The sequence below is a fragment of the Xanthomonas sp. NCPPB 1325 genome, assembly GCF_041477645.2.
Lineage (GTDB): Bacteria > Pseudomonadota > Gammaproteobacteria > Xanthomonadales > Xanthomonadaceae > Xanthomonas > Xanthomonas cannabis.
Map to the genome: position 1 here is coordinate 336114 of NZ_CM192985.1, position 19241 is coordinate 355354.

Annotated in this window: 15 protein-coding genes and 1 pseudogene; 3 read left to right on the forward strand and 13 right to left on the reverse strand. The window is 67.7% G+C overall.

Annotation, left to right across the window (positions count from 1 at the left end):
- Positions 1-661 precede the first annotated feature (661 nt).
- From dkgB to ACCQ10_RS01440, 3 genes are all read right to left on the reverse strand, one after another.
- Positions 662-1465, reverse strand: coding sequence for a 2,5-didehydrogluconate reductase DkgB (gene dkgB, locus ACCQ10_RS01430; protein ID WP_039412116.1), 804 nt, complete (start codon positions 1463-1465; stop codon positions 662-664).
- Positions 1466-1533: 68 nt separating this feature from the next.
- Complete coding sequence (gene curA, locus ACCQ10_RS01435) at positions 1534-2562, reverse strand: NADPH-dependent curcumin/dihydrocurcumin reductase (protein WP_372361969.1); 1029 nt, start codon at positions 2560-2562, stop codon at positions 1534-1536.
- Positions 2563-2664: 102 nt separating this feature from the next.
- Positions 2665-3633, reverse strand: a complete 969-nt coding sequence (locus ACCQ10_RS01440; protein WP_372361970.1) for an aldo/keto reductase — start codon at positions 3631-3633, stop codon at positions 2665-2667.
- Between the two features lie 234 nt (positions 3634-3867).
- Between ACCQ10_RS01440 and ACCQ10_RS01445 the strand changes: the two genes are divergently transcribed.
- Entirely contained in the window at positions 3868-4722 is an 855-nt protein-coding gene (locus ACCQ10_RS01445; RefSeq protein ID WP_372361971.1) for a class I SAM-dependent methyltransferase, read from the forward strand.
- Positions 4723-5035: 313 nt separating this feature from the next.
- On the forward strand, positions 5036-5608 hold the full coding sequence (locus ACCQ10_RS01450; protein WP_166743555.1) for a pseudouridine synthase: 573 nt from the start codon (positions 5036-5038) through the stop codon (positions 5606-5608).
- 234 nt (positions 5609-5842) lie between these two features.
- Here ACCQ10_RS01450 and ACCQ10_RS01455 read toward each other — a convergent pair whose 3' ends face one another.
- Together ACCQ10_RS01455 and hrpB are read right to left on the reverse strand one after the other, a co-directional pair.
- Positions 5843-6274 (reverse strand): hypothetical protein, encoded by a 432-nt coding sequence (locus tag ACCQ10_RS01455; protein WP_039413958.1) that lies wholly within the window; start codon positions 6272-6274, stop codon positions 5843-5845.
- Between the two features lie 324 nt (positions 6275-6598).
- The gene (gene hrpB / locus ACCQ10_RS01460; protein WP_372361972.1) at positions 6599-9100 is read right to left on the reverse strand and encodes an ATP-dependent helicase HrpB; all 2502 of its coding nucleotides are present in this window, start codon (positions 9098-9100) and stop codon (positions 6599-6601) included.
- Positions 9101-9282: 182 nt separating this feature from the next.
- Between hrpB and ACCQ10_RS01465 the strand changes: the two are divergent.
- Positions 9283-11399 (forward strand): annotated as a pseudogene (locus ACCQ10_RS01465) (methyl-accepting chemotaxis protein).
- A gap of 446 nt (positions 11400-11845) precedes the next feature.
- Here the strand turns inward: ACCQ10_RS01465 and ACCQ10_RS01470 are convergent.
- The 8 genes from ACCQ10_RS01470 to ACCQ10_RS01505 form a co-directional block, all read right to left on the reverse strand.
- Positions 11846-12319, reverse strand: coding sequence for a YehS family protein (locus ACCQ10_RS01470; RefSeq protein ID WP_372361973.1), 474 nt, complete (start codon positions 12317-12319; stop codon positions 11846-11848).
- A gap of 325 nt (positions 12320-12644) precedes the next feature.
- Entirely contained in the window at positions 12645-13004 is a 360-nt protein-coding gene (gene uraH, locus ACCQ10_RS01475; protein ID WP_372361974.1) for a hydroxyisourate hydrolase, read from the reverse strand.
- Complete coding sequence (gene hpyO / locus ACCQ10_RS01480) at positions 12974-14395, reverse strand: FAD-dependent urate hydroxylase HpyO (protein WP_372361975.1); 1422 nt, start codon at positions 14393-14395, stop codon at positions 12974-12976. Before hpyO ends, uraH begins: the two co-directional genes overlap by 31 nt.
- Positions 14392-14883, reverse strand: coding sequence for a 2-oxo-4-hydroxy-4-carboxy-5-ureidoimidazoline decarboxylase (gene uraD / locus ACCQ10_RS01485; protein ID WP_372361976.1), 492 nt, complete (start codon positions 14881-14883; stop codon positions 14392-14394). The genes hpyO and uraD overlap by 4 nt, the downstream gene beginning before the upstream one ends.
- A complete protein-coding gene (gene hpxZ / locus ACCQ10_RS01490; RefSeq protein WP_372361977.1) occupies positions 14880-15275 on the reverse strand; it encodes an oxalurate catabolism protein HpxZ in 396 nt (131 codons plus the stop codon). Before hpxZ ends, uraD begins: the two co-directional genes overlap by 4 nt.
- The gene (gene puuE / locus ACCQ10_RS01495; RefSeq protein ID WP_184368832.1) at positions 15272-16162 is read right to left on the reverse strand and encodes an allantoinase PuuE; all 891 of its coding nucleotides are present in this window, start codon (positions 16160-16162) and stop codon (positions 15272-15274) included. The genes hpxZ and puuE overlap by 4 nt, the downstream gene beginning before the upstream one ends.
- Positions 16159-17415, reverse strand: coding sequence for a pyridoxal-phosphate-dependent aminotransferase family protein (locus ACCQ10_RS01500; protein ID WP_184440873.1), 1257 nt, complete (start codon positions 17413-17415; stop codon positions 16159-16161). Before ACCQ10_RS01500 ends, puuE begins: the two co-directional genes overlap by 4 nt.
- Positions 17405-18691: an allantoate amidohydrolase gene (locus ACCQ10_RS01505; protein WP_372361978.1), complete on the reverse strand. Its 1287-nt coding sequence runs from the start codon at positions 18689-18691 to the stop codon at positions 17405-17407. Before ACCQ10_RS01505 ends, ACCQ10_RS01500 begins: the two co-directional genes overlap by 11 nt.
- Between the last annotated feature and the right edge of the window lie 550 nt (positions 18692-19241).

Sequence of the window (19241 nt, forward strand, 5' to 3'; positions counted from 1 at the left end):
TGCCCAAGGGCGGCAGCGGGCGTGGATGTGCGCACCCAAGTATCAGCCTCGAGCAAGACGCCGCCTGCCTCGTAGGAGCGCGCCCGAGCGCGAGGGCATTACCGACCGATTCCCCTCAAATCGCGCAGCACCGCACCGTCGTTGTAGGAGCGCGCCAGATGGCGACGGGCAGGACCGTGTAACGCCCATCGCGCGCAAGCGCGCTCCTACAACTGCAGTCATCTCTAGTGCTTCGTGCCAGCACGTTGCAGGTGCCGCCAGGCATCGCGCACAGTCGATACCACGGCACCGATAGCGTCGATTGGGAGCGGCAGTCCGCATCCTGCAACGCGCGATACAACTGCGCTTCGGATACCTGCGGATAGGCCAGATAGATGGCGTCGCCCCGCGTCGGTACGCGGGCATCGTCGTCAAACGCGTAGCCACCCAGATCTCCGTCTGCATGGAGATCGCGCAACTACGCGATCTCCGCGTCAACGTTGGCGCGAGTGCGGGGCAGAACGAATGCGGCCTGCATGCATGGGAAGGACTCCGTCAGCGAGACTGCTCCCCTGTCGCAGAACCGTAGCAGCGCGTTACAAGCCCACCAGCGCGCGACGACGAGCGGTCGTCGCGCGCTGCGCCTGCATCGCATCAGCCAAGGCGGATGCGCACTGTGGGATCAGTCCCAGTCCGGCGCGATGGCGTGCGGGTTGGCCAAGCGCTGGCCACGGTCGAGTGCGGCAATCTCACCCATGTCCTGCTCGCTCAAACGCAGCGCCTGCGCCTTGAGATTGCTCTCCAGGTTCGCCCGCTTAGTCGACGAGGGAATCACCGAGTATCCCTGTTGCAATGCCCAGGCCAGGGTCACCTGTGCCGGGGTGGCGCCGTGGCGGGCGGCAATTGCCTGGATCACCGGATCCTTCAGTACCTCGCCCACGGCCAGCGTCATGTAGGAGGTGACGTGGATGCCCTGTTCGCGCAGGAAGGTGGTCAGCGCGCGATTCTGCAGGTACGGGTGTACCTCGATCTGGTTGGTGGCGATCGCCTCCGCGCCCAGGATCTCGATTGCCTGCTTGACCAGCGCGATGGTGAAGTTGGAGACGCCGATCGCCCGCGTCAGACCCTGCGCCTTGGCCTGCGCCAATGCTTCCAGGTACTCGCGCATCGGCACCTGGTCCTTGGGTGAGGGCCAGTGGATCAGGGTAAGGTCGACATGGTCGGTGCCCAGCTTGCGCAGGCTTTCCTGCAGGCTTGGCACCAGTGCGTCGCGGTCGAACTTGTCGACCCAGATCTTGGTGGTCAGATACAGCTGATCGCGCGCGATGCCGGATGCGGCGATCGCCTCGCCCACCTGTGCTTCGTTGTCGTAGATCTGTGCGGTATCGACCGCGCGGTATCCCAACTCAAGCGCATTGCGCACCGAGTCGATGACAACCTGATCCTTGAGACGGAAGGTGCCGAGGCCGAATGCGGGGACAGTCATTGTGTTCCTTTGGAGATGGGGAATGGGGAATCGCAAAAGCGTGAGTTCTGCGCGGCGCTGCGAGTTGGTTAGTCGAGGGCGACGACGGCTTTTCCGAAATTCTTGCCGCGCAAGACGTCGATCAGGCCTTGCGGAGCGCTGTCCAGGCCGTGCAGGACGTGCTCGCGGTACTGGATGCGGTCTTCGCGCAGCCACTGGCCCATTTCGCGCAGGAAGGCCGGCATCAGGCGGATGAAATCGTGCTGGATGAAGCCGCGCACGGTCAGCCGCTTGCGCAGCACCTGACCCATGAAGTCCGGTAGCCGGTCGGGTCCCGGCAGCGCCTGGCCGCGGCTGTTGTAGGTGGCGATCACCCCGCATACCGGGACGCGCGCAAAGTCGTTGAGCTGCGGCAGTACCGCGTCGAAGACCTTGCCGCCGACGTTCTCGAAATAGATGTCGATGCCGTCCGGCGTGGCGGCACGCAATTGCTCTGCAAAGTCGTCGGCGCGATGGTCCAGCGCCACGTCCACCTTCAGCGACTCGCGCAGGTAACGCACCTTTTCTTCGCCGCCGGCAATGGCCACCACACGCAGCCCCTGCAGGCGCGCCAGCTGCGCCACCGTGGCGCCGACCGGGCCACTGGCCGCTGCCACCACCAGGGTCTCGCCGGCCTGCGGCTTGCCGATTTCATGCAGGCCGGCATACGCGGTAAAGCCGGGCATGCCGTAGACACCGAGTGCGGTGCTCAGCGGCAGGCTGTCGTCCTTGGGCAGCTTGCGCAAGGGTGTGGTCGGGGTGAGTAGGCTATGGGTCTGCCAGCCGCCGCCGAGCACGAGCAGGTCGCCGGGGTGATAGTCGGCATGGTGTGACTCGATGACTTCGCCGATGGTGCCGCCTTCCATCACCGTATCGATCGCAACGGGTGCGGCGTACGAGGGGCCTTCATCCATGCGGCCGCGCATGTACGGGTCCAGCGACAGGAAGCGGTTGCGCACCAGGATTTGGTCGTGCCCGGTCGGCGGCACGCTGGCTTCTTCGATGCGGAAGTTGTCGGCCGTGGGTTCGCCGTGCGGGCGCGAGGCCAGCACGATGCGGCGGTTGGTGATCGATGTCATGCGGGAGATCCTCGCAGCGGGGCCGCAGGTGTGCGGCCAAAGGAGCACAGCCGCACGGGCGGCTGCGCGAGGGAAGGAGCAGGGGTGCGCTGGTGCGCGGGGTCAGGACGCAGCCGGTTCCGGTGCGCTTGCACTGTCCAATTGCGCAACCTGGTCGGCACTCAGCGACAGCTGCGCTGCGGCCAGCACATCGTGCAGCTGGGTCACGCTGGTGGCGCTGACGATTGGCGCGGTCAAGCCCGGGCGCGCAATCAACCAGGCCAGCGCGATCTGCGCCGGGGTGGCATTGTGGGTGACTGCCAGGTCGTCCAGGGCCTGCAGGATGCGCAGCCCGCGTGGATTGACGTACTGCTTAACCACCGAGGCGCCGCGCGCGCTGCTCTTGCCGGCGTCCTCGGTGCTGCGGTACTTGCCGGTGAGAAATCCGCTGGCCAGCGAGTAATAACTGATCACGCCCAACTCGCGCTCGCGCGCCAGCGGCTCCAGTTCGGCTTCATAGCCGGCGCGGTCGTAAAGATTGTATTCGGGTTGCAGGCTTTCGTAGCGCGGCAACGTGTATTGCTCGGAAATATCCAGTGCATTGCGCAGACGCGCGGCGGTGTAATTGGACGCGCCGATCGCGCGTACCTTGCCTTGTTCGATCAAGCGGCCGAACGCGGCCAGCGTGGCTTCCAGCGGAATTGATTCGTCGTCTTCATGAGCCTGGTACAGATCGATCACATCGGTCTGCAGACGCGTGAGCGAGTCTTCCACGGCGGCGGCGATGTTGTCCGGCGACAGGCCGGGATGCTCGCTCCATTTGGCGACCTTGGTGGCGATCAGCACCTTGTCGCGTTTGCCGCTGCGTGCCAGCCAGCGCCCGATGATGGTTTCCGACTCGCCACCGCGGTTGCCGGGCACCCAGCCGGAGTAGGCATCGGCAGTGTCGATCAGATTGAAGCCGGCATCGACAAAGGCGTCCAGCAACGCGAACGAAGTCGCTTCATCGGCGCTCCAGCCAAAGACGTTGCCGCCGAAGACGATGGGTTGAACCTGCAGGCCGGAGCGGCCCAGTGCGCGGGGGTGAGTCATCGTGGAGGCTCCTGATTCGAACTTCCCACAGGATAGTCATGCGCATCGATCGTGCGTGTGACACCAACGTGGATTCAGCGTTCCGTCGATCGTGCCCATCGACTCACAGGATGTGAACAAGTCGCTCACGGCCTGCGCTGCGAACCGCTGCTGCGCGTGGCGAGGCGGGCTGATGGCAGGCTCCGGGCCGCATGCTAGGCTCGCGCTACTTTTTACCCGGAAGAGGGCGCTGCGATGATCCGCAACAAGCTGGCCTGTGCATGTGTGATGAGTGTCCTGGTGGCGATGAGCGCGCCGCTGGCGCTGGCGATGAAGCCGGCCGACAGCGCGAGCCTGCCTGCGCCCGATGCCGCGTTGCAGGCGGCCATCAATGGCAACTGGCGCGACCGCGTCTATGTGCAGCGCGATCAATACCGCCATCCGGGCCAGACCCTGGCGTTCTTCGGCATCAAGCCCACCCAGACCGTCATCGAGATCACCCCCGGTGGCGGCTGGTATTCGGAGATCCTGGCGCCCTACCTGCGCGAAAAGGGCAAGTACGTGGCAGCGGTGGTCGACCCGGTCTCTGCTGCGGAAGGCCGCGCACGCGACTACGCCCAGCGTGCGCGCGACGAGCTGGAAAAGAAGTTCCAGGCCAAGCCCGACCTGTACGGCAAGCCATCGTTCGTGTCGTATGTGCCGAAGTCGCCTTCGTTCGGCGTGGACAACTCGGCCGATCTGGTACTGACCTTCCGCAACGTGCATAACTGGCGCATGGCCGGCAATGCCGAGGCGATGTTTGCCGGCTTCTACAAGGTGCTCAAGCCCGGTGGCGTGCTCGGCGTGGTCGAGCATCGCGCCAAGACCGACGTGCCGGCCGACGACAAGAGCGGCTACGTGGGACAGGCGCAGGTGATCGCGATGGCTGAAGCGGCCGGCTTCAAGCTGGCCGGCAAGAGCGAGCTCAACGCCAATCCGCGCGACACCAAGGATTATCCGGGCGGCGTGTGGACGCTGCCGCCAAGCAACAACCACGACGCGGCCGACGACGCCAAGTACCAGACGATCGGCGAGAGCGACCGCATGACGCTGAAGTTCGTCAAGCAGTAGCGCGTGTCTGCATGCCGGCGCCAGGTGCGGCCGGCATGCAGCGTTTGAAGCGTCTGCCGCAGTGACGTGCCCGGCGTTTAGGTGTGCATGTCGTCTTCTGCACGCAGGCAATGCGTCTGACGCCAGCGTTCAAGACCGGCCGCGCGCTGGCCAAGCGACGCCGCTGACCGTTACATGCGCGTTGCGCCCGATGGGATTTCCCGCTTTTTGTGCTGCAGTCCAGCGATCGCGATGGCGGCGCCCAGCCCGATCACGCACCATGGCGTGCCCGGCGATGGCCGTGTGCAGCGTTCCTTCCGCAACAGGTCTGTCCATGCTGGTGTTGTTGAACAAACCCTATGGCGTGTTGTCGCAATTCAGCGACCGCTCGCAGCCACCCAAGCGCACGCTGGCCGAGTTCGGATTGCCGGCAGACGTGTATGCGGCAGGCCGACTGGATCACGACAGCGAAGGGCTGTTGCTGCTCACCGACGATGGCGCGCTGGCGCATCGGCTCACCGACCCGCGCCACAAACAGCCCAAGACCTATTGGGTCCAGGTGGAAGGCGAGCCGCAGCAGGCGCAGTTGCAGGCACTGCGCGAAGGGGTGGTGCTCAACGATGGCCCGACCCGGCCAGCCCAGGTTCGCCGGCTCGACCCCGCACCTGTCCTTTGGCCGCGCGATCCGCCGGTACGCGTGCGCAAGACGGTGCCCGATGCGTGGTTGGAGCTGCAGATCGGCGAAGGCCGCAACCGTCAGGTGCGCCGCATGACCGCAGCGGTCGGATTGCCCACCCTGCGTCTGGTGCGGGTGGCGATCGGGCAGTGGACCCTGGACACGCTGGCGCCCGGGCAATGGCGGGTGGAAGACACGTCACCGGCACGGCCGCGTCGCAACGCGCGCTGATCGCACTGTGTTGGGTCAGCCAAGGGCACGGCCGTGATGGCAGGCATCGGTCCCATCCGTTACCCCGTTTGCCATCGCGATCGTGAAGCGCATCGATGCGGTGGATGAGGCAGTTGGAACGCCCAGATCCCGTAGCAGGCCAGCGCGAGAACGCGCCACAAATGACGACGCCACGGCGACAAGCCGTGGCGTCGGGCACTGCATGTGTCATCGCCGGATCGGCAAGACGATGGCTTACTCGATGCCGTCGCTCGGGGTCACGGCAGCGCGGCGCTGGTAGGCAGCGCGGCGTGCATTGGCGTTGCTGGCATGTTCGCGATCGAGGCGGTGCACATTGCCGCCCAGCACCTGCTGGTCGCGCTGACGCTTGCGGTAGACCGCATAGCCGATCAGGCCCAGGCCGGCGACGGCAGCCGCTACGGTGACGGCGGGGTTGCGCTTGACCAGCTTGGTGGCGACCTTGCCACCGGTGCGCACGGCGCCCAGTGCCGCGCCGGTCTTCAGCCATTCGCTGGCGCCCGGGCCGAAATGACGCAGGCTGCTGCCAGCATGGCGCGCCTGGTCGCCGGCATTGGAGGCGGCGTGACGCAGGTGGTCGCCCGCATTGCCTGCCAGTTCCAGGGCACGCTCCAGGGCGCGTTCGGTGATCACGGTCAGCTTGCTCATTGGAGGCGTTTCCTTTCTGAGTACGTGGCCGCAGTGTGTGGGCTGGTCCGTATAGACAGCGTTAGCGGGACCAGGCGCTGTTTGGCTTGCGGTTAGGAAGGACGCCACGCGCCGCCGCGACTGATGCTTCTCCCGGAAGCGACGGAGGTCTGAACTTGAGCGGTGTCGACGATGAAAGTCCCCCTTCGGGACACTGTCTTCCTTGATGGGGAGAAAGTGCCCCGAAAGGGCGGGTGAGGGTACGGGCGAAGCCTGGGGGTTTGGATGAGTGAGAAGCGTCGCCCCGTACCCTCACCCCAATCCCTTTCCCGACGGGAGAGGGGCTCAGGTGCCACGTGGTTTTGCTCTGTGCGTTGCAGCGGCGGTCCAGGGGTCGTCCGGCCATGGATGCCGCGGATACCGCCCTTTCATCTCTTTTTTGACGTCTGGGTAAGTGTTGGCCCAGAAGCTCTTCAGGTCCTGGGTCACCTGCAGTGGGCGGCCGCCGGGCGAGAGCAGGTGCAGGGTCAGCGGGATACGGCCGTCGGCGATGCGCGGGGTTTCGGCCAGGCCGAACAGTTCCTGCAGCTTGACCGCCAGCACCGGCGGCAATGGCTGCTGGGCGTGGTCGAGGGTGTAGCTGATCTGCCGCTCCATGCCCGATGGCACGCTGATGCGGGTAGGGGCGTGACGGTCGATGCCCTGGCGGCGCTCCCACGGCAGTGCGGCCTTGAGTGCTTCGCCCAGGCTGGCCTCGTCCAGCGCGTCGAGCCTGGTTTTCCCGACAAACGCCGGGCGTAGCCAGGTGTCCAGCGTGTCCAGCAATGTGGTGTCAGAGAGATCGGGCAAGGCGAGCTCCGGCATCCATACGCGCAGCGACTGCACGCGTGCGCGCCACTGCTGCAGGTTGTCAGTCCATGGCAATGCGTCCAGACCGAGTTGACGTACCGCGTCGGTGAGCGCGCCGGCCGCCTGCGCCGGGTCGACGCGGCCGGCCGGACGGCTGTCGAGCACGATGCGGTCGAAGCTGGATTGGCGGCGCGCGACCAAGGCGCGTTTGTCGGCGTCCCACTGCACCACGTCCTGCTGCACGAAGCGCTCGGGCAGGCTGCGGCGCAGATAGCCCTCGTCCACTGGCGCGGCACGCAGCAACAGGGCGTCCTTGGCTTCGTAGCGCAGCTCGCTGGCGACCAGCCACGGTTCGCCGCGCAGATCGCTGTGGTCGAACAGGCGCGCGCTGCGGCCGTTGGCCAGCAGGTAGCGCAGCGGGTCGGCGGGGTGGCGTGCGGCGATACGGTCCGGGAAGGCATGGGAGAGCAGATCACCCAGTGCATGTGCCTCCACGCTGGTGGGCGGGGCGCTGTCGCAGCGCAGCCGGCGTCGCCATTGTTTGGCAGCGCTGTCGATGGCAGCCAGGCCACCGCGATTGGCGTCGGACCCGATACGGCCCTGACGAAACGCGGCCAGGGCGCGCCAGCGCGCTGCCAATCCATCGCCGCCCTGACGCAGCGGGTCGCGCGCCTCCAGCAGCGCGGCCAGATCGCAGGCCAGGGCCAGGCGGGGCGCATCACTGGCCTGCGCCAGCATCGCGGCCAGCCGCGGATGCGTGCCCAGCGCGAGCATGCGACGGCCCAGGGCGGTCACGCCGCCGGAGTCGCCGAGCGCGCCCAGCCGTTGCAGCAGTTCGCGCGCGGCAGCCAGTGCGCCGGTGGGCGGCGCATCGACAAAACGCAGCGCATCGCTGCCCCAGGCGGCCAGCTCCAGCGCCAGGCCGGCCAGCTCCACCTGGGTGATCTCGGCGCGGCGCTGCGGTTCCAGCCGCTGCGACTGCGGCCACAGCCGGTAGGCCCAGCCGCTGGCCACACGTCCTGCGCGCCCGGCGCGCTGGTCGGCCGAGGCCTGCGAAATGGTGGCCACGTCCAGCCGCGAGAACCCGCTGTTGGGGTCGTAGTGCGGCTCACGCGCCTGACCGCTGTCGATCACCACGCGCACGCCCGGCAGCGTCACCGATGACTCGGCCACGTTGGTGGCCAGCACCACGCGCCGGCGCCCCTGCGGGTCGGGTTGCAGGACCTGCGTCTGCGCCTCTACCGACAATTCGCCGTGCAACGGCAACACCTGCACGGCCGGGTCCAGCGCTTCCTGCAAGGCGCCGTGCACACGCGTGATTTCGCGCTGGCCGGGCAGGAACACCAGCACATCGCCGGGATGGGAGGCCAGTGCATGCTCCACCGCGCGCCGGGTCTGCGGTTCCAGCGCTTCGTCGCGTCGCGCAGGGAAATGCGCGATGTCCACCGGAAAACTGCGCCCGGCGCTGCTCAGCCGCGGGGCCTCCAGAAAGCCGGCCAGCCGCTCGCCATCCAGCGTGGCCGACATCGCCACGATGCGCAGGTCCTCGCGCAGCTGCGCCTGGACATCCAGCGCCAGCGCCAGACCCAGGTCGCCGGCCAGATGGCGCTCGTGGAACTCGTCGAACAGCAGTGCGCCCACGCGTTCCAGCATGGGGTCGTCCTGGATCATCCGGGTCAGGATGCCCTCGGTGACCACTTCGATACGGGTACGCGCGGAGGTCTTGTTCTCGAAGCGGATGCGGTAGCCCACGGTCTCGCCGACCGGCTCGCCGAGCTGGCGCGCCATAAACGTCGCTGCGCTGCGGGCGGCCACACGGCGCGGTTCGAGCATCACGATCTTGCGGCCGGCCAGCCACGGCGCGTCCAGCAGCGCCAGCGGTACCTGGGTGGTCTTGCCGGCACCGGGCGGCGCTTCCAGGACCAGCCGTGGATGGGCGGCGAGGCTGTCGCGAATCTGCGGCAACAATGGAGAGATCGGAAAAGCGGGGTCGGTCATGCGCGGGAAGGATACGGGGCCGCCACAGATGCCGCGATGGTCGGGCGGACGGGTGAAGCCTGTCGGGGAATCCGGAAGTGCTCACCTCTTTGGGCATTCAAGGCAGATTCTGGTGCCGGGCGCTGCTTCAGACCGGTACTACACCTGTCGATAACCGGAGCAATCCCCGCTCTGGACGCCGCATGTCTGTTGCCACCCCGAAATTCGTCAGCCTGCAAAGCAAGCTGCTCGGCGCGCTCGCGCTGGGTCTGTCGATCATCCTGTTGTGTGCCCTCGGTGGTTTGGGCACGGCGTGGCTGAGCCTGTCGGGCAAGGTGCCGCCCGAGGTGGCGCAGGCCTCCACCAGCGAGGAGATCACCCGTGATTTCCGCCTGCAGGTGCAGGAGTGGAAGAATGCCCTGATCCGCGGGCGCGACCCGGCGCAGCTGGACAAGCACCTGGATGCCTTCCGCGAGCAGGGCAAGAAAGTGCAGGCAGGCACCGAGGCGCTGGCCAAGGCAACCCGGGACCCGCAGGTGCGTACGCTGGCGCAGGACTTTGCCCAGGCGCATCTGGGCCTGCAGCGCCACTACGAAGCAGCGCTGGGCAAGTTTGCCGAGGCCGGCCATGACACCCAGGTGGGCGACCAGTTGGTCAAGGGCCAGGACCGCGCGCCCAGCCAGACGCTCGAAGCGCTGGTCAAGCGCAGCAAGATCCTGGCCGACGCTGCGGTGCTGGCCAGCTCGCAATCGGCACAGCACAAACTGGTCTATTCGGCAGTCGCCACGGTGGGCGCCGCGCTGTGTCTGGTGGCGGTACTGGGCTGGTGGATACGGCGCTCGATCGTTCGCCCGATCGAAACGGTTGCACACGCGGCACGCCTGGTGGCGGCCGGCGACCTGTCGGCACGCGCGGCGGTCGGCAATCGTGACGAGATCGGGTTGCTGGGACAGGCAATGGGGCAGGTGGTCACCACGCTCACCGATGTCTCAAGCGCACAGGCGGACATGGCCCAGCGTCATGAAGCCGGGCAGATGAGTTACCGCATGGACGCGCAGGCATTTCCTGGCGCGTATGGCCGCATGGTGGACGACACCAACGGACTGATCGGCGCGCAGGTGGGATTGATCGGCACCATGCTGCAGGTGATGCAGCATTACGCGGTGGGTGACATGTCGGTGGACATGCCGCGCCTGCCGGGCGAAAAGGCGCAGATCACCGAGGCGATGGACACCACCAAACGCAACCTGGCCGCGATCAACGGCGAAATCCGTGGCCTGGTCAATGCGGCTGCGGCCGGCGACTTTGCCACCCGTGGTAACACCGACGCCTATCAATTCGAGTTCCGCGGCATGGTCGAGGGCCTCAATGGCCTGATGCACAACGTGGACCAGAATCTGGCCGAGCTGTCGCAGCTGCTCAAGGCAATTGCCGATGGCGATCTGACTGCGCGCATGCACGGCAACCAGCAAGGCGTCTTCGCGCGCATGCGTGACGATGCCAACGCCACCGTGCAGCGCCTGACCGATATCGTCGGGGATATCACGCTGGCCGCACAGACCATTCGCACCGCGTCCGCCGAAATCGCCGCCGGCAACAACGATCTGGCGCAGCGTACCGAACAGCAGGCGGCCAATCTGGAAGAAACCGCTGCATCGATGGAAGAGCTCACCTCCACCGTGCGGCAGATGCCGACACGGCGCAGCAGGCCAGCCGCGGTGCGCAGGCGGCTGCCGAGATTGCCAGCCGCGGCGGAGACATGGTGGCCAGCGTGGTCGGCACCATGGGCGAAATCGAAGGGTCGTCCAGGAAGATTGCCGACATCATCAGTGTCATCGACGGAATCGCCTTCCAGACCAATATTCTGGCCTTGAACGCTGCGGTGGAAGCGGCGCGTGCCGGCGAGCAGGGGCGCGGCTTTGCGGTGGTTGCATCCGAGGTGCGCGCGCTGGCACAGCGTTCAGCCGGCGCCGCCAAGGAGGTCAAGCAGCTGATCGATGCATCGGTGGACAGCGTCGAGCGTGGCAGCGCACGCGTAAGTCAGGCCGGGCGAACGATGCAGGACATCGTGCAATCGGTGCAGCAGGTCACCACGCTCATTGCCGAGATCTCCGCCGCATCGCGCGAACAGTCCGCCGGCATCGAACAGGTGGCGCGCACCGTCAATGACATGGACGAAACCACCCAGCGCAATGCCGCGCTGGTGGAGGAAGCTTCGGCCGCCGCGCGGGCGATGGAAGAGCAGGCGGTGGAGCTGAGCGAAGCGGTCTCGGTGTTCCGTCTGGATGCCCACAAGCCGCGTCTGGCGGCGGCTGCATAGAAGCCGACTCGGAATCGTAGCCGTGCATGCTGGCCGGCTCGCACGGGTGCTTGTTGCGCCATCGTAGCCGTGCATGCTGGCCGGCTCGCACGGGTGCTTGCCGCGCCGGGGGTACCGGGCGCATCTGCACCTTCCGGCCTGGCGCCTGCTGAAGCACGTGTGCGGCGGTTGATCGCGCTCGCGTCGAGTGCAGGCATCTCCAGGGCGCCTGTCTCAAGCGCGCCACCCTATCTGCTTCGAACCGAAGGCCAGGGCTGACGTCGCCAAGCAGGCCCAGCACAGATTCCCCAAGTGCCGGACAGGCCGATGTGGTGTCTGCGCACTCGGCGGACACCGGCGGGTCATTGCCATCGTGAGCGCACGCCTGCGCGATGGCACGTTTCAGCGGACGCCTCGCGCGCGAGCGCGCTCCTACGAGGAGCGGCGCTTTGGGGCGGTGGTGACGTTCAACCGGCTTCGCGGACCCGGGCGGTCAGGCCCTTGAGGAAGGCGCGCAGCAGTTGGTCGCCACAGGGGCGGAAATTCTTGTGGCCGGGCTGGCGGAACAGTGCGGAGAGTTCCGGCTTGGACAGCGGGAAGCCGGCGCTGGCGAAGATGGCGTGCATGTCGACGTCCTTCAGTTCGAAGGCCACGCGCAGCTTCTTCAACACCAGGTTGTTGCCGACGCGGGTTTCCAGCGGGCGTGCCGGCTGGGTCTCGTCGCGGCCGCGGAAGCGCAGCACCAGGCCGTCGAGAAAGCGTGCAAGCATCGCATCGCTGCAGGGCTCGAAACCGGGCTCGTCTTCCTTCTTCAGCCAGGCCTGTACCTGCGGCTTGTCGAGCGCGAACCCGGGGTCGGCCAGGTGGGTGATCTCCACCACCTTGTCGTCGCTGAGGTCGAGCATGTAGCGGATGCTGCGCAGTACATCGTTGTGGATCATGACCGTTCCGGTGCCCCGGCCTGTCGCCGGAAAGGCGCCATTCTACGGGGCCGTGGCGGAACGCGGCGTGTGTCGCGCCGAACGGTTGCGAGGCCGGTGCCGCCTAGGCTGCCAAGATGTTGCAGGCAGGTGTCAGGCGGCTGCATAGATCGCGCAGTGGCAGTCGAATGCTCTGTAGTGATCCACGGTGCCTGAGGCAGCGTGCGCGTACCAGGCAGGCCGCCGCGCGGGGCGGTCTGTCGTTTTCCGCCGGGATGAGGCCGTCGCCGGGACCGGTAAGCCTGGGTCGCTCTGGCAGTCGCCCCAGCTCTCGCGCCAGCGGCTTTCAGCTACCGCGATAAGTGGAATATCCATACGGCGAGAGCAGCAGCGGCACGTGGTAGTGGCCGTCGTCGGCAATGCCGAAGGCGATGGGTACCTGCTCCAGGAACGGCGGGTCGGTCAGGGCGACGCCGGCCGCACGCCAGTATATGGCGACCTCGAATTCCAGCCGATAGCGTCCGGGCGGAAGCGTGAGTGCGGCCAGTTCCGGGCAGCGCCCGTCCTGGTTGGTGACACCGTCGAAGTGCAAGGTATCGCCTGCGAACAGGCGCAGCGGCACACCGGAAGCGGGGCGGCCGGTGGCGGTATCCAGCACATGCGTGGACAGCGTGCTCATGCCACCGCCTGGGTCGGTTGCGGCCATTGGCCGACGAACTCGGGCTGGTCGTAGGCCAGATAGGTCTCGACGATGGCCTGGCGGTCGTCCAGGAACAGCTGGTCGGCCACCGCGCGGGCCAGCCGCGGCAGGGCGACCTTGAGCCCGGACAATGCCGCGGCCGAGGGGCCGTGATTGATCAGCGCCGAATAGTTGAAGGCGAACAGCCCGTGCAGCAGCGCGGCGTCGTCGGGCGTGCGTGGCAGCAGTTCGAAACCCGGCCCCAGGTAGGGGTGCGCGTCCAGCACCGGGTTGGCCTGACCCGGCGGTGGCTGATAGCGGTCGCCCCAGCAGGCGATGCGCCCGGACAGCGCGGCCAGCTCGGGGCGTAGCTGCGGGTCGGTGACCAGGCCGGTGGCCACCGCCAGAAAATCGAAGCGGTGTTCGCCCTGCGGCGTGCGCACCACACTCTCGCCATCGCGCTCGGCCACCTCCAGCCACGGCGCACCCAGATGCAGTGCGAAGCCGGCGTGCGCGCAGGCGCGCTGGAAGGTGTCGTTGGTCGGCGGTTGGTTGTGCGCGAAGAAGCTGGCCATCATGCGGTACTTGTCCGCATCGGGGAGGGTGAGAAAGCGCGGGATGATGCCGGCCTGTTCCATGTGGCGGAAGGGATTGATGCGCGGCAATTCGCTGCGGCGCACGAATACCTCGGCGCTGGCGACGCCGTGATCCAGCGCAAAGCACGCATTGTCGAAGGCCGAGGCACCGCCACCCAGGATGCCCACGCGCTTGCCGGCCAGCGCGGCAAAGTCGATGTGGCCGGAGGTGTGCGCGTAGCGGTGCGCGGGCAGGGCGCGGCTGATCCAGTCCGGCACCATCCATTGGCCGCCGCCCTGGATGCCGGTGGCCAGGATCAGTTTGCGCGTCAGCAGTGGCGCGCCCATCGCCAGATGCAGGCGATGGATGCCTGGGGCGACGTCCGGTTCGACACGCGCCAGTTGCGTGGCATTGCGCACCGGCAGGCGTAGCACCGCGCGGTACCAGCGCAGATAGTCCATCCAGCTGCCGCGTGGAATCTTGTCCAGGCCGTCCCATGCAGCGCTGCCATGCTGCGCCTCCCACCAGGCGCGGAAGGTGAGCGATGGCACGCCCAGGTCGATCGAGGTGATGTGCTTGGGCGTGCGCAGGGTTTGCATGCGCGCGTAGGTCACCCACGGGCCTTCCTGCCCCGCCGGGTTTTCGTCGATCACCAGCACGTTGTGCACGCGCTCGCGTTGCAACGCGAACGCCGCGCCCAGGCCGCTCTGGCCGGCGCCGACGATCACCACATCAAAGACATGCCCGGCTGGATGCACGCGCGGTGCCACCCAGGCGTCGCCGCCGTGGGCAAGACGCTGCAGGTCGCGGGCGAGCTCGCGTTCGAGTTGGGCCAGGCTCATGGCAATGCCTCCAGGCGCAGGTGCACGATCTTGCCGATCTCGGCAATGGCGGTGGCGATCTCTGTGTTGCGCGGCGCATCCAGGCGCCGCTCCAGCGCAGCCAGGATGCCGGCCTTGTCGTGCAGCCGCACGCAGATCACGAACGGAAATCCGAAGCGATGGCGATAGGCCTGATTGAGCGCGTGGAAGCGCTTGAACTCGTCTTCGCTGAGACGGTCCAGCCCGGCCGAGGCCTGCTCCGCGGCCGATGCGGCAGTGAGCGTGCGGTCGATCGCCGCCTTACCGGCCAGTTCGGGGTGCGCGCGAATCAGCGCCAGCTGGTCCTCCGGCGACGCATCCAGCACCACCTGCATCAGCCCGCGATACACATCGGCGAACGGGCGCCGCCGTGCGGCGCGTTCGACCACCCAGGGCGAATGCTCGAACAACTCGCGGTAGCGCGCCACGAAGGCGGCATCGTCCAGCACGCCGTCGTCCACCACGCTCATGCGTGCGTGCCCTGCAGCGAGACATGCGCGGCCACCACCTTCCAGCCATCGGCAAAGCGCACCCAGCTCTGGCTTTGCCGCCCGCGTGCACTGCTGCCTTCACGGATGAATTCTGCATGCGTGGTGGCGAAGTCGTGGCCGAAGCCGTGTACCTGCACATGCACGAGCTGGCGCTGCGGCGAGCCACCACGGCCGATGCGGAACGCGCGGATCGCCTCGATGCCGTACAACACCTCGCCCACCCCGTAGCGCACTGTGCTGGGCGCTGCATGGAACAGCGCATCCATCGCGGCGATGTCGTCGCGCATCAGGGCGTCCTCGTAGGCGTGGAAGGCCGCGCTCACTTGCGCGATCACCTCGGGCAGATCGAGCTCGGACATTGCAATGCTCATGCCGGATGCACCTGCAGCCAGTGGCGCGCGATATCGATGCGGCGCGCCACCCAGGCGTCGCCACTGGCCAGCACGTGATCGACAAAGCGCGCCAGGGCTGCCGCGCGCGCCGGCTTGCCGACGATGCGGCCGTGCAGGCCGACCGAGAGCATGCGCCCGCCTTCGCTGCGCAGCTGCTCGAAGCCATCACGCAGATAGCGAAAGAACGGCTCGCCATCGGCAAAGCCGTTGTAGGCGACGAATTTCATGTCGTTGGCATCCAGCGTGTACGGCACGATCAATTGCGTGCGGCCATGGCGTGCGTCGTAGTAGGGCACATCGTCCGCGTAGCTGTCGGCGTCATAGACAAAGCCGCCTTCTTCGGCGATCAGGCGCGCGGTATTGGGGCTGGTGCGGCCCTGGTACCAGCCCAGCGGGCGGCTGCCGGTCACCTGCGTGTGCAGCGCGATGGCCTGCGCGATATGCGCGCGCTCGGTGGCTTCATCGACATGCTGGTAGTCGATCCAGCGCAGGCCGTGGCTGGCGATTTCCCAGTCTGCGGCCTGCATCGCAGCCACCGCCTCGGGATTGCTCGCCAACGCGTTGGCCACGCCAAACACCGTGACCGGTACGCCGCGCGCGCTGAACAGCCGGTGCAGCCGCCAGAAGCCGGCGCGGCTGCCGTATTCGTATAGGCTTTCCATGGCCATGGCGCGTGCGCCCGGCTGCGACTGCGCGCCCACCATTTCCGACAGAAACGCCTCGGAGCCGGCATCGCCGTTGAGCACGCAGTTTTCTGCGCCCTCTTCGTAATTGATGACGAACTGCACGGCGACGCGGGCGCCACCGGGCCACTGCGCCGCCGGCGGTGTGGCGCCATAGCCGACCAGCGCGCGCGCGGCGTTCACGCCGCCGGCTCCGCATGCCAGGCCGCCAATGCGGCGTCCACGGCCAGGCCGGGGGTGCAGGCGTAGCCTTCGGCGCGCAGCACCGCTTCCAATGCGGCCAGGGTGATCAGCACCTTGTGCTTCATCGCGTTGTAGCCCATCGCGCCGATGCGCCAGATCTTGCCTTGCAACGGGCCGAACGCGGTGCCGATCTCGATCTCGAAATCCTCGCGCATGCGCCGGCGCACCGCGTCGTTGTCGATGCCGGGCGGGATCACCACGCCGGTGACGTTGGTCATGCGGTGCGCATCGTCGCCGAAGACCGCAAGGCCCATCGCACGCACGCCGGCGCTCACCGCGCGGCCGGCGGCAGCGTGGCGCGCGAAGCGTGCGGGCAGGCCTTCCTGCAGGGCCACGCGTGCACATTCGCGCGCGCCGTAGAGCATGGTGGTGGCTTCGGTGTGGTGGTTGAGGCGCTTGTCCGACCAGTAATCCATGATCATGGCCAGGTCGAAATAATTGGAGGCGATGCGCGGGCCATTGCCGTTGACGATGTCATCGCGCGCGATGCCGCGCTCCACATGGCGGCGTGCAAAGATGGCCTCGGCGGCACGCTCGGACACGGTGATCGGCGCCGAGCCCGAGGGCCCGCCCAGGCATTTCTGCAGGCCGCCGGTGACCACGTCCACGCCCCAGCGGTCGCTGGCGATGTGCATGCCGCCGAGGGTGGCCGTGGCATCCACGTAACTCAGTGCGCCGGCCGCCCGGCACAGTGCGCCCAGCCCGTCGAGCGGCTGCGCCATGGTGGTGGAGGTGTCGCCGTGCACGGTGGCCACCAGTTTGGGTGCTACCCGTGCGATTGCCTCGGCAATGGCGTCCAGCGGCACCACCTCGCCCCAGGGCGCATCCACGCTGTGCACGTCGGCACCGAGGCGCTGCAGGATTTCGGTGAGCAGCAAACCGAAGCGGCCGAAGTTGATCACCAGCACGCGGTCGCCCGCACTGACCAGCGACACCAGCGCCGCCTCGATACCGGCACGCGCGGTGCCATCGACCAGGAAGGTCCAGCGATTCTCGGTGCCGAACAATGGCCGGTACAGCGCCATCACCTCGTTCATGTAGGTGGTCATTTCCGGATCGAACTGGCCCAGCAGATCGGCCGCCATCGCGCGCAGCACGCGCGGATGCGCATTGACCGGGCCCGGGCCCATCAACAGCCGCTGCGGGGGATCGAGTTCGCCGAAGGTGTGCAGGTGGCGCAGATCAGGTGACAAGGGGGTCTCCCAGGTGTTCGATGAAATGGCGCATGACCGCCAGGGCGAGGTCGGCATCGGCCGGGTCGACGTGTTCATCCGGATGATGGCTGATGCCGCCGGCGCAGCGCACGAACAGCATCGCGGTGGGGCACAGCGCGGCCATCGTCATCGCGTCATGGCCGGCACCGGAGACCAGTCGGCGTGGAACGATGCCCTGCGCGGCGACGGCGTGTTCCAACCGGAGCATCAACGCGGGGTCGCAGGGGCTGGCGGCCAGTGTCTGTAGCGGCTCGATGGCGATGGCGATGCCGCGCTGCGTGCCGATCTGCGCGAGCGCGTGTTCGATTTCGCGCACGGCCGCGTCGCGGGTGGCATCGCTGCCGGCGCGCACGTCCAGCGTGCAGTCCACCCGGCCCGGCACCACGTTGATGGCGCCGGGGGCGAGCTGCAGTTTGCCGACGGTGGCGACCAGATCGCTGCTGCCGGCGCGCGCGATGCGCTCGATCGCCAGCAAGGCGTCGGCCGCCGCGCTCAAGGCATCGCGACGCAAGGCCATGGTGGTGGTGCCGGCATGCCCGGCGCGGCCATCGAAGCGCAGCGCGAAGCGGCGCTGCGCGGCGATGGCGGTGACGATGCCTACCGGCAGCGCTTCGGCTTCCAGCACCGGGCCTTGCTCGATGTGGGTTTCCAGATACGCCAGCACGCTGCCCGGCGGACGGGCGGCATGGCGGATCTGCGCGATATCCAGGCCCCAGTCGGCCAGCGCGGCGGCCACGTCGATGCCGCTGGCATCGCTGACCGCCAGCGCGGCGGGGTCCAGCGTGCCGGCCACTGCGCGGCTGCAGAACATGGAGGCGGGAAAGCGCGAGCCTTCTTCGTCGCCGAACGCGATCACCTCGATGGCGAACGGCAGGCGGCGCGCCTGTGCGTGCAGGGCGGCGACGCATTCGATGCCGAGCAGGATACCCAGCGGGCCGTCGTAGCGGCCGGCATCGCGCACGCTGTCCAGATGGCTGCCGATCAGCAGGGCAGGTGCCTCGGGACGCGCGGCCTCGTAACGTCCGACCAGGTTGGCCGCCGCGTCCACACGCACCTGCATGCCCGCCTCGCGCATCCACGTGCTGACCTGGGTGACGGCGGCGCGGTGCGCCGGGCTGAGCCAGGCACGGAACAGGCCATCGGGCGTATCGCTGTAGGGCGCACCACCCAGCTGGTCGCAACGCGCAACCGCACGCGCGCCGCCGGGGCGGGCAGGGTCGGTGGCGGGCGGGGCGGTGGGAACGACAGCAGGCATCGACGGGACCGAGAGGGGCTGCGGGACGCGCGCGGCGATCCGGAAGCGGGCAGGGGATGACGCTTCGACTATAGGGAGCCGCTGCTGTCGCCATCAAAGAGTTTTTTCGCCGGTTCGCGCTGCAAAAAATGCAACGCGCGGCGATGCTGTCGCCAGCAGGCGTGGGTGCGGTCGGTGGGCAGTCGGCCCCATCGCGCGAAGTGGCCGGCAGTGGCCGGCGCGGCCGCGGTGGCTCGAAAGCGGGGCCAATGCGCGCGCTGCATGACGCCATGGGCCACACGCATTGCCCGGCATCGTCCACGACGGCCGTCGACCGCGCGACGGTACCGCCGAGGGCGGCGATGCGGATATGTTCCGGCACCCCCAGGAATGGGCGGCACCACCCGCGTTGCGCGTGCGGCGCCGCCCGCGCAGCGGCGAGACCCGCTGCAGGCGTGCCTGGCTGGGTGCGCGACGCTCAGGGTGATAGCACCGTCTGGGTGCACGCTTCCCTGGCAAGAAAGCCAACTACTGACGCGGCGTTTGCAGTCACCACGCCCAACGCGACGTC

Bases quoted from the DNA above. Each gene is read 5' to 3' on its own strand.
- hpxZ (WP_372361977.1), bottom strand. From the start codon at position 15,275: ATGAGCATTGCAATGTCCGAGCTCGATCTGCCCGAGGTGATCGCGCAA.
- dkgB (WP_039412116.1), bottom strand. From the start codon at position 1,465: ATGACTGTCCCCGCATTCGGCCTCGGCACCTTCCGTCTCAAGGATCAG.
- ACCQ10_RS01470 (WP_372361973.1), bottom strand. From the start codon at position 12,319: ATGATCCACAACGATGTACTGCGCAGCATCCGCTACATGCTCGACCTC.
- ACCQ10_RS01450 (WP_166743555.1), top strand. From the start codon at position 5,036: ATGCTGGTGTTGTTGAACAAACCCTATGGCGTGTTGTCGCAATTCAGC.
- uraD (WP_372361976.1), bottom strand. From the start codon at position 14,883: ATGAGCGTGGTGGACGACGGCGTGCTGGACGATGCCGCCTTCGTGGCG.
- ACCQ10_RS01455 (WP_039413958.1), bottom strand. From the start codon at position 6,274: ATGAGCAAGCTGACCGTGATCACCGAACGCGCCCTGGAGCGTGCCCTG.
- curA (WP_372361969.1), bottom strand. From the start codon at position 2,562: ATGACATCGATCACCAACCGCCGCATCGTGCTGGCCTCGCGCCCGCAC.
- ACCQ10_RS01445 (WP_372361971.1), top strand. From the start codon at position 3,868: ATGATCCGCAACAAGCTGGCCTGTGCATGTGTGATGAGTGTCCTGGTG.
- uraH (WP_372361974.1), bottom strand. From the start codon at position 13,004: ATGGCCGCAACCGACCCAGGCGGTGGCATGAGCACGCTGTCCACGCAT.
- hpyO (WP_372361975.1), bottom strand. From the start codon at position 14,395: ATGAGCCTGGCCCAACTCGAACGCGAGCTCGCCCGCGACCTGCAGCGT.
- ACCQ10_RS01440 (WP_372361970.1), bottom strand. From the start codon at position 3,633: ATGACTCACCCCCGCGCACTGGGCCGCTCCGGCCTGCAGGTTCAACCC.
- hrpB (WP_372361972.1), bottom strand. From the start codon at position 9,100: ATGACCGACCCCGCTTTTCCGATCTCTCCATTGTTGCCGCAGATTCGC.
- ACCQ10_RS01505 (WP_372361978.1), bottom strand. From the start codon at position 18,691: ATGCCTGCTGTCGTTCCCACCGCCCCGCCCGCCACCGACCCTGCCCGC.